This window comes from Streptomyces sp. NPDC059895, assembly GCF_042731035.1.
Taxonomy (GTDB): Bacteria; Actinomycetota; Actinomycetes; order Streptomycetales; family Streptomycetaceae; genus Streptomyces.
Genome location: NZ_JBHWKO010000019.1, coordinates 125,728 through 137,408, shown reverse-complemented (window position 1 = coordinate 137,408; position 11,681 = coordinate 125,728). Strand labels below are relative to the sequence as shown.

General features: G+C 70.9%; 13 protein-coding genes. 10 read left to right on the top strand and 3 right to left on the bottom strand.

What is annotated here, in order from left to right; translation table 11 throughout:
• The first annotated feature begins 131 nt into the window (after positions 1-131).
• Both ACFV9M_RS22705 and ACFV9M_RS22700 read left to right on the top strand, forming a co-directional pair.
• A complete protein-coding gene (locus ACFV9M_RS22705) occupies positions 132-464 on the top strand; it encodes a hypothetical protein (RefSeq protein WP_385079145.1) in 333 nt (110 codons plus the stop codon).
• A gap of 92 nt (positions 465-556) precedes the next feature.
• Positions 557-1,663: an amidohydrolase family protein gene (locus ACFV9M_RS22700; protein ID WP_385079142.1), complete on the top strand. Its 1,107-nt coding sequence runs from the start codon at positions 557-559 to the stop codon at positions 1,661-1,663.
• A 37-nt stretch (positions 1,664-1,700) separates the two neighbouring features.
• Here the strand turns inward: ACFV9M_RS22700 and ACFV9M_RS22695 are convergent, their stop codons facing one another.
• From ACFV9M_RS22695 to ACFV9M_RS22685, 3 genes are read right to left on the bottom strand one after another with little or no spacing between them, the layout of a single operon-like run.
• On the bottom strand, positions 1,701-2,711 hold the full coding sequence (locus ACFV9M_RS22695) for a heme A synthase (protein WP_385079139.1): 1,011 nt from the start codon (positions 2,709-2,711) through the stop codon (positions 1,701-1,703).
• A gap of 58 nt (positions 2,712-2,769) precedes the next feature.
• Positions 2,770-3,486, bottom strand: a complete 717-nt coding sequence (locus ACFV9M_RS22690; protein WP_385079149.1) for an ABC transporter permease — start codon at positions 3,484-3,486, stop codon at positions 2,770-2,772.
• Between the two features lie 50 nt (positions 3,487-3,536).
• Positions 3,537-4,460: an ABC transporter ATP-binding protein gene (locus ACFV9M_RS22685; RefSeq protein WP_385079136.1), complete on the bottom strand. Its 924-nt coding sequence runs from the start codon at positions 4,458-4,460 to the stop codon at positions 3,537-3,539.
• A gap of 381 nt (positions 4,461-4,841) precedes the next feature.
• On the opposite strand from ACFV9M_RS22685, the gene ACFV9M_RS22680 reads away from it, so the two are divergent.
• The 8 genes from ACFV9M_RS22680 (at position 4,842) to ACFV9M_RS22645 (ending at position 11,468) form a co-directional block, all read left to right on the top strand.
• The gene (locus ACFV9M_RS22680) at positions 4,842-5,585 is read left to right on the top strand and encodes a helix-turn-helix transcriptional regulator (protein ID WP_385079133.1); all 744 of its coding nucleotides are present in this window, start codon (positions 4,842-4,844) and stop codon (positions 5,583-5,585) included.
• Positions 5,582-7,003, top strand: coding sequence for a Fe-S cluster assembly protein SufB (gene sufB / locus ACFV9M_RS22675; protein ID WP_385079130.1), 1,422 nt, complete (start codon positions 5,582-5,584; stop codon positions 7,001-7,003). The genes ACFV9M_RS22680 and sufB overlap by 4 nt, the downstream gene beginning before the upstream one ends.
• 92 nt (positions 7,004-7,095) lie before the next feature.
• On the top strand, positions 7,096-8,316 hold the full coding sequence (gene sufD, locus ACFV9M_RS22670) for a Fe-S cluster assembly protein SufD (RefSeq protein ID WP_385079127.1): 1,221 nt from the start codon (positions 7,096-7,098) through the stop codon (positions 8,314-8,316).
• Complete coding sequence (locus tag ACFV9M_RS22665; RefSeq protein WP_250403840.1) at positions 8,313-8,633, top strand: non-heme iron oxygenase ferredoxin subunit; 321 nt, start codon at positions 8,313-8,315, stop codon at positions 8,631-8,633. Before sufD ends, ACFV9M_RS22665 begins: the two co-directional genes overlap by 4 nt.
• Before the next feature lie 7 nt (positions 8,634-8,640).
• Positions 8,641-9,405, top strand: a complete 765-nt coding sequence (gene sufC, locus ACFV9M_RS22660) for a Fe-S cluster assembly ATPase SufC (RefSeq protein WP_385079124.1) — start codon at positions 8,641-8,643, stop codon at positions 9,403-9,405.
• Positions 9,402-10,658 (top strand): cysteine desulfurase, encoded by a 1,257-nt coding sequence (locus tag ACFV9M_RS22655; protein WP_385079121.1) that lies wholly within the window; start codon positions 9,402-9,404, stop codon positions 10,656-10,658. The genes sufC and ACFV9M_RS22655 overlap by 4 nt, the downstream gene beginning before the upstream one ends.
• Positions 10,659-10,674: 16 nt before the next feature.
• Positions 10,675-11,139 carry a Fe-S cluster assembly sulfur transfer protein SufU gene (sufU, locus tag ACFV9M_RS22650; protein WP_385079118.1) on the top strand — a complete coding sequence of 155 codons (465 nt, stop codon included), beginning with the start codon at positions 10,675-10,677 and terminating at the stop codon, positions 11,137-11,139.
• Entirely contained in the window at positions 11,136-11,468 is a 333-nt protein-coding gene (locus tag ACFV9M_RS22645; protein ID WP_004989638.1) for a metal-sulfur cluster assembly factor, read from the top strand. The genes sufU and ACFV9M_RS22645 overlap by 4 nt, the downstream gene beginning before the upstream one ends.
• Positions 11,469-11,681 lie beyond the last annotated feature (213 nt).

Below are 11,681 nucleotides of genomic sequence, written 5' to 3'. Positions count from 1 at the left end.
TGGGGGGGGCTGTCGACCGTTACTGGCGCGGACCCCCCTACATCTTGTCCGGCGGGAGGGCGGGGGTGCGTGGAAACGGCCACGCACCCCGGCCGTCGCCGTTCCATCTACCCGTCGGTAGCATCCTGGCCATGGCAGACACCAAGCAGGTTGAGGCGAAGGACGGGCGCGAGGTCGCCCGGCTCGCCAAGCGGATCGGCGCCTTCTCCACGGCGCACGGCGGGGCCGAGGGCCAGATCGCCTACCTCGGGGAGCGCGGCGCCCGGATCGTGCTGGTCGGCGAGGACGGCGGCTGGGGCGACCTGGTGGCGACCTCGGTCGAGACCGCCCGCAAGGCCGTCGAGAAGGCCGGGATCACCGTGCACGAGACGTTCGACGGCGAGTTCGCGGCCAAGGTGCGCACCGGGCCGTACGAGTGGACGCGTATGGCCGGGATCCAGATCGGCGGCCCGTCCAACACCTGAGCACCACCCGACCAACACCTGACACCGGGTTCACCCGTTAGGCCGTGTGAGGAGCACGCCGAGCACACGGTCCAGCCGTCGGGGAGTCCCGGATGATCGAAACGCCGTCCCTGGTGGACCAGTACTGCCACGGCGTCCTGAGAACGGAGCTGGGTCTCGGCACCTTCGAGGCCCAGCTGGCCCGCACCGCGGGCCCGCCCGCCCCGGGCACCACCCTCTTCGACACCCAGACGGGCTTCGCGGTACGCCGCTGGTGTCCCCCGCTCCTCGGCCTGGAGCCGCACTGCCCGCCCGCCCGCTACCTCGCCCGGCGTCGTGAGATCGGCGTACTGGAGGCGGGCCGCCGGCTGCTGCGCGGCAGCGGCATCACGACCTACCTGGTCGACACCGGGCTGCCCGGCGACCTCACGGGCCCCGACGAGATCGCCTCCGCGGGCGGGGCGCAGGCCCGCGAGATCGTGCGCCTGGAACTCCTCGCCGAACAGGTCGCCGACACCTCCGGCACCGTCGAGTCCTTCCTCGCCAACCTCGCCGAGGCCGTGCACGCCGCCGCCGCGCACGCCGTCGCCTTCACCTCCGTGGCCGGCGTCCGGCACGGCCTGGCGCTCGCGCCGGAGCCGCCCGGGCCGGGGGAGGTGCGGGGGGCGGCGGGACGGTGGCTGGCCGCACGCCGGGTCGGCGGGGAGCTGAGCGACCCGGTGCTGCTGCGGCACCTGCTGTGGATCGCCGTCGCCTCGGGGCTGCCGCTGCAACTGCACGCGGGGCTCGGCGCGCCGGGCCTGCGCATCGACCGGACCGACCCCGTCCTCCTGACGGACTTCGTCCGTGCGACGGCCGGACTGGGCACGGACCTGGTGCTGCTGCACGGCTACCCCTACCACCGCCACGCCGCCCACCTCGCCGGCGTCTTCCCGCACGTCTACGCCGACTCCGGCGCGGCGCTCGTGCGCACCGGCGCCCGCGCGGCGACGATCCTGGCCGAGATCCTGGAACTGGCGCCCTTCGGGAAGATCCTCTTCTCCACGGGCGCCCAGGGCCTGCCCGAACTGCACGTGGTCGGCGCCCGGCTCTTCCGTGAGGCCCTCGGCCGGGTGCTGGGCACCTGGGTCGCGGAGGGCGCCTGGTCCCCGGCGGACGCGCAGCGGGTCGCGGGGCTGGTGGCGGCGGGGAACGCGCGGCGGGTGTACGGGCTGGGGTGAGGGGAGGAGGACGGGCCGGGGTGCGCGTGCGGCCGGCTCAGGCGCGTGAGCCGACGGTCGCCTCGGCAGGCGTGCCCGGCAGGCCTGCCGTCGTCTCCGTGCGCTCGCGCAGCGCCAGCACCACCCGCAGCACCGCGATCCACACCAGGGCGGAGCCCAGCATGTGCAGGCCCACCAGGACCTCGGGGAGGTCGGTGAAGTACTGGACGTAGCCGATGGCGCCCTGGGCGAGGAGGATCAGGAAGAGGTCACGGGTGCGGTGCAGGGTGCCCTGGGGGGCGTCGACCGCCTTGAGGACGAACCACAGGGCGAACGTCAGCGACACCACGATCCAGGCCAGTACGGCGTGCGCCTTGGTGACCGCCTCCCAGTCGACCGGCATCCGCTCGACCTCGCTGGAGTCGCCCGCGTGCGGGCCCGCGCCGGTGACGACCGTGCCGACCAGGATCAGCAGCACCGAGGCCGCCACCAGGAACCACACCAGTTGCCGCACCGCCCCGCCGACCAGCGGGCGGGGTGCCGCGTCGCCCTCCCCGGCGCGCTGCCACATCACGGTGGCGATCGCGATCAGGGCCGACGTCGCCACGAAGTGCGCGGCGACGGTGTACGGGTTGAGGCCGACGAGGACCACGATCCCGCCCAGGACCGCGTTGCTCATCACGACCCAGAACTGCGCCCAGCCCAGCCGGGTCAGACCGCGCCGGTACGGCTTCTGCGAGCGGGCGGCGACGATCGCCCAGCCGACCGCGGCGCACAGCACGTAGGTGAGCATGCGGTTGCCGAACTCGATGGCGCCGTGCAGGCCCATCTCACTGGTCGCGGTGAGGGAGTCGGCGGTGCACTTGGGCCAGGTCGGGCAGCCGAGCCCGGACCCGGTGAGCCGCACGGCACCGCCGGTGACCACGATGATCACCGACATCACGAGCGCGGCGAGGGCCGCTCGCCGGACCGTCCGGGGGGCGGGGGTCCAGCGTTCGGCGATGAAGGCGAGGGGGTTGCGGACGGCCGCTGCGGCGTCTGCACGGGTCACGTTTGGCACGCCTCCCATCGTAGGGGGCCGCTTGTGCACGCGTTCACGAGGGGTCCCGGTGGCGTACGGAAGCGGGCTACTCCCAGCGGAAGAGGCGCCCGGCGGCCGCCAGGCCCGCCACCGCCCACACCGCCAGGACGCCCAGGTCGCCCCACGGCATCCCGGCCCCGTGCTGGAGCACGTCGCGCAGTCCGCCGGAGAGGGCGGAGATCGGCAGCAGGCCCAGGACGTCCTGCGCGGCCGGCGGGAACTTCTCCAGCGGCACGACGACCCCGCCGCCGACCAGGAGCAGCAAGAAGACCAGGTTGGCGGCGGCCAGTGTCGCCTCCGCCCGCAGCGTGCCCGCCATCAGCAGGCCGAGCCCGGAGAACGCGCCCGTGCCCAGGACCAGCAGGAGCAGCACGGCGAACGGGTTGCCGTGCGGGGACCAGCCCAGCGCGAAGGCGATCACCGTCAGCAGGGTGACCTGGAGGACCTCCGTGACCAGCACGGACAGCGTCTTCGCGGTCATCAGGCCCCAGCGGGGCAGCGGGGAGGACGCCAGCCGCTTCAGGACGCCGTAGCGGCGTTCGAAGCCGGTGGCGATCGCCTGGCCGGTGAACGCGGTCGACATCACGGCGAGCGCGAGGACGCCGGGGGCGAGGAAGTCCACCGCCTCGCCCTCGCCCGTGTCGACGATGTCCACCGCGCTGAACAGCACCAGCAGCAGGGTCGGGATGACGACGGTGAGCAGCAGCTGCTCACCGTTGCGCAGGAGCATCTTCGTCTCCAGCGCCGCCTGTGCGGCGATCATGCGCGGGAGAGGGGCCGCCCCCGGGGCGGGGGTGTAGGTGCCGGCGGTGGTCACGAGCGCAGCTCCTTGCCTGTGAGCTCCAAGAACACGTCCTCCAGGGTGTGCCGCTCCACCGAGATGCGGTCCGGCATCACGCCGTGCTGCGCGCACCACGAGGTCACCGTCGCCAGCAGCTGCGGGTCGATCTTGCCGGTCACCCGGTACGAGCCCGGCGTCGGCTCGGCGGCGGCGGAGTCCGCGGGCAGGGCCTTCAGCAGCGAGCCGACGTCCAGGCCGGGGCGGCCGGTGAAGCGGAGCGTGTTCTCGGCGCCGCCGCGGCACAGTTCGTCGGGGGAGCCCTGGGCGATGACCCGGCCGGCGTCGATGATCGCGACGTCGTCGGCGAGCTGCTCGGCCTCGTCCATGTAGTGGGTGGTCAGGATGACCGAGACGCCGTCCGCGCGCAGGTCGCGGACCAGGTCCCAGGTGGCGCGGCGGGCCTGCGGGTCGAGGCCGGCGGTCGGCTCGTCCAGGAACACCAGCTCCGGGCGGCCGACCACGGCCATCGCCAGCGCGAGCCGCTGCTGCTGCCCGCCGGACAGCCGCCGGTAGGCGGTCCGGCCGCAGCCGCCGAGGCCGAGCCGCTCGACGAGGGCGTCGACGTCCAGGGGACGGGCGTGCAGCCGGGCCACGTGCCGGAGCATCTCGTCGGCCCGCGCGCCCGAGTACACGCCCCCCGACTGGAGCATCACGCCGATCCGGGGGTGCAGCGCGCGGGCCTGTCCCACCGGGTCGAGCCCGAGGACGCGCACGGTGCCGGAGTCCGGCGCGCGGTACCCCTCGCAGGTCTCGATCGTCGTCGTCTTGCCGGCGCCGTTCGGGCCGAGGACGGCGGTGACACCGGGCCGGGCCGTCAGGTCCAGGCCGTTCACCGCGGTCTTCGTCCCGTACCGCTTCACCAGGGCCCGCACCTCGACGACAGGCTCAGTTCGCATGGCTCCAGAGTCTAGGTTCGCGAGCGGGCGCCCAGACGGGCGGGTGGCCGCTCCCCTCCGCGCGGGGCCGGTGCGCCGGCCGGACCCCGAGGGAGCCGGGCGACGCGCGGGAGCGGACGATTTCTCCACTTTCGGACCTCGGTGCGCCGGGCTGTGCGGAGAAGGGGTCGCGAGCGGCAAGAGGGCCGGTCGGAGGGGGTGCGGGCGGGGTCCGGAACGGCTTCGGAGGGGGTGCTGCGAGGCGGGTGGGGCCGGTGCCGTTCTGATCGATCAAAGATCGTTTCCGCAGGTCAGATTAGGTATACCTAAGTGACGCAGGGCACCGTCCGCCGGTCCGGATGTGGCTTGCCTGGCTCCGAGGAATTACGCAACAATGGCGTTGTGAAAAACGTCGGCGAGGCTCGGGAGACCCCCACGGGGGCCCCTCAGGAGGAGCTAGCGACCGGTGAGCGCTCCACGCGCAACCGGGTCGCGCGGTCCATCCTGGACCACGGGCCCTCGACCGTCGCCGAGCTGGCCGGGCGGCTGGGACTCACCCAGGCGGCCGTACGCCGGCACCTCGACGCGCTGGCCGCCGACGACGTCGTGGAGGCCCGTGAGCAGCGGGTGTACGGAGCGCGGACCCGCGGACGGCCCGCCAAGGTCTTCGCCCTCACCGACTGCGGCCGGGACGCCTTCGACCAGTCGTACGACAAGCTCGCCGCGGACGCGCTGCGGTGGATCCAGCAGCGGTTCGGCGGGGACGAGGCCGTCGTCGCCTTCGCGCGCGCGAGGATCGCCGAGCAGGCCACCGCCTACCGCGAGGCGGTCGAGGCCGCCGCGCCCGAGGAGCGCACCGAAGCGCTGGCCAAGGCCCTGAGCGCGGACGGGTACGCTGCTACGGCGCGCAGCGCGCCCCTCCCGCAAAAGGGCGAGCAGTTGTGCCAGCACCACTGCCCGGTGGCCCATGTCGCGGAGCAGTTCCCGCAGCTGTGCGAGGCGGAGACCGAGATCTTCTCCCAGCTGCTCGGAACACACGTCCAGCGGCTGGCGACCATCGCGCACGGCGACGGCGTCTGCACGACGTTCATCCCCAAGATTTCCCACAACGCATCTGCAAGCACGGCCGGGAGGAACCCCGCATGACTCTCCCCACGGAGACTGCCCACCCCGAACTCGAGGGCCTGGGCAAGTACGAATACGGCTGGGCCGACTCCGACGAAGCCGGCGCCTCTGCGAAGCGCGGTCTGAACGAGGACGTCGTCAAGGACATCTCCGCGAAGAAGTCCGAGCCGGAGTGGATGACCAAGCTCCGCCTCAAGGGTCTGCGGCTCTTCGAGAAGAAGCCCATGCCCAACTGGGGCTCGGACCTGTCGGGCATCGACTTCGACAACATCAAGTACTTCGTCCGCTCCACCGAGAAGCAGGCGGCGTCCTGGGAGGAACTGCCCGAGGACATCAAGAACACGTACGACAAGCTCGGCATCCCGGAGGCGGAGAAGCAGCGCCTCGTCGCCGGTGTCGCGGCCCAGTACGAGTCCGAGGTCGTCTACCACCAGATCCGTGAGGACCTGGAGGAGCAGGGCGTCATCTTCCTCGACACCGACACCGCTCTCAAGGAGCACCCGGAGCTCTTCAAGGAGTACTTCGGAACCGTCATCCCGGTCGGTGACAACAAGTTCGCCTCCCTGAACACCGCCGTGTGGTCGGGCGGCTCCTTCATCTACGTGCCGCCGGGCGTGCACGTCGAGATCCCGCTCCAGGCCTACTTCCGTATCAACACGGAGAACATGGGCCAGTTCGAGCGGACCCTGATCATCGTCGACGAGGGTGCCTACGTGCACTACGTCGAGGGTTGCACGGCCCCGATCTACAAGTCGGACTCGCTGCACAGCGCCGTGGTCGAGATCATCGTCAAGAAGAACGCCCGCTGCCGCTACACGACCATCCAGAACTGGTCGAACAACGTCTACAACCTGGTCACCAAGCGCGCCGTCGCCTACGAGGGCGCGACCATGGAGTGGATCGACGGCAACATCGGCTCCAAGGTGACGATGAAGTACCCGGCCGTCTACCTGATGGGCGAGCACGCCAAGGGCGAGACCCTCTCCATCGCCTTCGCGGGCGAGGGGCAGCACCAGGACGCCGGCTCCAAGATGGTCCACATGGCGCCGAACACCTCCTCCAACATCGTCTCCAAGTCGGTGGCGCGCGGCGGCGGCCGTACCTCCTACCGGGGTCTCGTCGAGATCGGCGAGGGCGCGGCCGGTTCCAAGTCGAACGTGCTGTGCGACGCGCTGCTCGTCGACACCATCTCCCGCTCCGACACCTACCCCTACGTGGACGTCCGCGAGGACGACGTGTCCATGGGCCACGAGGCGACCGTCTCCAAGGTCTCCGACGACCAGCTCTTCTACCTGATGAGCCGTGGTCTGAGCGAGTTCGAGGCGATGGCGATGATCGTGCGCGGCTTCGTCGAGCCCATCGCCAAGGAGCTGCCGATGGAGTACGCGCTGGAGCTCAACCGGCTGATCGAGCTGCAGATGGAGGGCTCGGTCGGCTGACGACCGCACGCCGTTCCGGCAGCACCGGCCCGCCCCCTCCGGGCGGGCCGAGGATCTCCCACTGACGTAGGAAAGAGAGCACAACGACAGCCATGGCTGAGGCCCAGAACTCCCCCACTCCCGGATCCGCTCGAGCGGGGGGACCCCCACCCGTGGGGTCGACCACCGCCGGCTCGATCGCGGTCGCCGCGGAGTCGACCGTCGTCTCGCGCATGAGCGCCCCCCCGTCCTTCGACGTGGCGGACTTCCCCGTCCCGCACGGCCGTGAGGAGGAGTGGCGGTTCACCCCGCTGGAGCGCCTGCGCGGTCTGCACGACGGCACCGCCGTCGCCACCGGCGAAGGTGTGAAGGTCACCGTCGAGGCCCCCGAGGGCGTCACCGTCGAGACCGTCGGCCGCGACGACGCCCGCCTCGGCCGGGCCGGCGCCCCCGTCGACCGGGTCGCGGCGCAGGCCTACGCGGCCTTCGAGCAGGCCGGCGTGGTCACCGTCCCCAAGGAGACGGTGCTCACCGAGCCGATCCGCATCGCCGTGCACGGCGAGGGCGGCACCGCCTTCGGCCAGCAGATCGTCGAGCTGGGCGCCTTCGCCGAGGCCGTCGTCGTCATCGACCACACCGGTGACGCCGTGCTCGCCGCCAACGTCGACTACGTCCTGGGCGACGGCGCCAAGCTGACCGTCGTCTCGGTCCAGGACTGGGACGACAAGGCCGTCCACGTCGGCCAGCACAACGCCCTCATCGGCCGCGACGCCTCCTTCAAGTCCGTCGTCGTCACCTTCGGCGGCGACGTCGTCCGCCTGCACCCGCGCGTCGAGTACGCCGGCACCGGCGGCTCGGCGGAGCTCTTCGGCCTGTACTTCACCGACGCCGGCCAGCACCAGGAGCACCGCCTCCTGGTCACCCACAACACCCCGCACTGCACCTCGAACGTCGTCTACAAGGGCGCGCTCCAGGGCGACGACGCGCACGCGGTGTGGATCGGCGACGTGCTGATCGAGGCCAAGGCCGAAGGCACCGACACCTACGAGATGAACCGCAACCTGGTCCTCACGGACGGCGCGCGCGTCGACTCGGTCCCCAACCTGGAGATCGAGACGGGCGAGATCGTCGGCGCGGGCCACGCCTCCGCCACCGGCCGCTTCGACGACGAGCAGCTCTTCTACCTGATGGCCCGCGGCATCCCGGAGCACGACGCCCGCCGTCTCGTGGTCCGCGGCTTCTTCGCCGAGCTGGTCCAGCAGATCGGTGTCCAGGACATCGAGGAGCGCCTCATCGCCAAGATCGAAGAGGAGCTGGAGGCGTCGGTCGCATGACGTCGTTCGTACGCGCCTGTGGGCTGAGCGAGCTGGAGGAGGACACCCCCAAACGGGTGGAACTCGACGGCACGCCGGTCTCGGTCGTCCGTACCGAGGGGGAGGTGTTCGCCATCCACGACATCTGCTCCCACGCGAACGTCTCGCTCTCCGAGGGCGAGGTGGAGGACTGCCAGATCGAGTGCTGGCTGCACGGCTCCGCGTTCGACCTCCGCACCGGCAAGCCGTCCGGCCTCCCCGCGACGCGCCCCGTCCCCGTTTACCCCGTAAAGATCGAAGGGGACGACGTGCTCGTCTCCCTCACCCAGGAGTCCTGAGGCACCCATGGCAACGCTTGAAATCCGAGACCTGCACGTCACCGTCGAGGCCGACAACGCCACGAAGGAGATCCTCAAGGGCGTCGACCTCACCGTGAAGCAGGGCGAGACGCACGCCATCATGGGCCCCAACGGCTCCGGCAAGTCGACCCTCGCCTACTCGCTCGCGGGTCACCCGAAGTACACGATCACCGGCGGCACCGTCACCCTCGACGGCGAGGACGTCCTGGAGATGTCCGTCGACGAGCGCGCCCGCGCCGGCCTGTTCCTGGCGATGCAGTACCCCGTCGAGGTCCCCGGCGTCTCGGTCTCCAACTTCCTGCGCACCTCCGCCACCGCCATCCGCGGCGAGGCCCCCAAGCTGCGCACCTGGGTGAAGGAGGTCAAGGAGGCCATGGAGCGCCTCAACATGGACCCCGCCTTCGCCGAGCGCAACGTCAACGAGGGCTTCTCCGGCGGTGAGAAGAAGCGCCACGAGATCCTCCAGCTGGAGCTGCTCCGCCCGAAGGTCGCGATCCTCGACGAGACCGACTCCGGTCTCGACGTCGACGCCCTGCGCATCGTCTCCGAGGGCGTCAACCGCGTCCGCGAGACCGGCGAGGTCGGCACCCTGCTGATCACGCACTACACGCGCATCCTGCGCTACATCAAGCCCGATCACGTCCACGTCTTCTCCGGCGGCCGGATCGTCGAGTCCGGCGGTGCCGAGCTCGCCGACAAGCTGGAGAACGAGGGCTACGAGGCGTACTCGAAGGGTGGCGCATCCGCGTGACACAGCTGCCGGGCCTCCTCGACACCGAGGCGATCCGCAAGGACTTCCCGATCCTGGACCGTCTGGTCCACGACGACCGGAAGCTCGTGTACCTGGACAACGCGGCGACCTCGCAGAAGCCGCGCCAGGTGCTGGACGCCCTGAGCGAGTACTACGAGCGGTACAACGCCAACGTCCACCGCGGTGTGCATGTGCTCGCCGAGGAGGCCACGGCGCTGTACGAGGGCGCGCGTGACAAGGTCGCCGCGTTCATCAACGCGCCCAGCCGCAACGAGGTGATCTTCACCAAGAACGCCTCGGAGTCGCTGAACCTCGTGGCGAACATGCTGGGCTGGGCCGACGAGCCCTACCGCGTGGACTCCGAGACCGAGATCGTCATCACGGAGATGGAGCACCACTCCAACATCGTGCCGTGGCAGCTGCTGTCGCAGCGCACGGGCGCGAAGCTGAAGTGGTTCGGCCTCACGGACGACGGCCGTCTCGACCTCTCGGACATCGAGGAGGTCATCACGGAGAAGACGAAGATCGTCTCCTTCGTGCTCGTCTCGAACATCCTCGGCACCGTCAACCCGGTCGAGGCGATAGTCCGCCGGGCGCAGGAGGTCGGGGCCCTGGTCCTGATCGACGCGTCGCAGGCGGCGCCGCACATGCCCCTCGACGTGCAGGCCCTCCAGGCCGACTTCGTGGCCTTCACCGGTCACAAGATGTGCGGTCCGACGGGCATCGGCGTCCTCTGGGGCCGCCAGGAGCTCCTGGAGGACCTGCCCCCGTTCCTCGGCGGCGGCGAGATGATCGAGACGGTGTCGATGCACTCCTCGACCTACGCTCCCGCGCCGCACAAGTTCGAGGCGGGCACGCCGCCGATCGCGCAGGCGGTCGGTCTGGGCGCGGCGATCGACTACCTGTCCTCCATCGGCATGGACAAGATCCTCGCCCATGAGCACGCGATCACCGAGTACGCGGTGCGGCGGCTGACGGAGGTGCCGGACCTGCGCATCATCGGCCCCGCCACGGCCGAGGACCGCGGTGCCGCGATCTCCTTCACGCTGGGTGACATCCACCCGCACGACGTGGGCCAGGTGCTGGACGAGCAGGGCATCGCGGTACGGGTGGGCCACCACTGCGCCCGCCCCGTCTGCCTGCGCTACGGAATTCCCGCGACCACGCGCGCGTCGTTCTATCTGTACTCCACGCCTGCCGAGATCGACGCGCTGGTCGAGGGGCTGGAGCACGTACGGAACTTCTTCGGCTGACGGGACGAGCGATCGCATGAAGCTGGACTCCATGTACCAGGAAGTCATCCTGGACCACTACAAGAACCCGCACGGGCGGGGCTTGCGGGATGGCGACGCCGAGGTGCACCACGTCAACCCGACGTGCGGCGACGAGATCACCCTGCGTGTCAAGTACGACGGCACCACGGTCGAGGACGTCTCGTACGAGGGCCAGGGCTGTTCCATCAGCCAGGCCTCGGCCTCCGTACTGAACGACCTGCTCGTCGGCAAGGAGCTGGCCGAGGCGCAGCGGATCCAGGAGACGTTCCTGGAGCTGATGCAGTCCAAGGGCAGGATCGAGCCGGACGACGCGATGGAGGAGGTGCTGGAGGACGCCGTCGCGTTCGCCGGTGTCTCCAAGTACCCCGCCCGGGTCAAGTGCGCCCTCCTGAGCTGGATGGCGTGGAAGGACGCGACGGCCCAGGCGCTGGTCGCCGACGCCGAAAGGAAGACGGCATGAGCGAGACCGTGGAGATGAAGCCGGCCTCGGAGGAGGAACTCCGTGAGGCCCTGATGGACGTCGTCGACCCCGAACTGGGCATCGACGTCGTCAACCTCGGCCTGATCTACGGCATCCACGTCGACGACTCCAATGTGGCGACCGTCGACATGACCCTGACCTCCGCGGCGTGTCCGCTGACGGACGTCATCGAGGACCAGGCCAAGTCCGCCACGGACGGTCTGGTCAGCGAGCTGCGGATCAACTGGGTCTGGATGCCGCCGTGGGGCCCCGACAAGATCACGGACGACGGTCGCGAGCAGCTCCGGGCGCTCGGCTTCAACGTCTGAGGCCGCCCGACAGAGGTCGCGCGGGAGCGGGGGGGCCCCCGGCCGGGGGCGCCCCGGCCCGCGGGGGGGGGGGCGCGCGGTGGCTTGGTGGGCGGCCGGGTTGCCGCGGGCCCGGCCGGGCGCGGGGTGGGCGGGGGGGGGGGGGGGGGGGGCCCCCCTCGAAGCGGCGCTGGTCGTCCAGGCGAGGGCTGTTCCACCAGTCTTCGACGACGG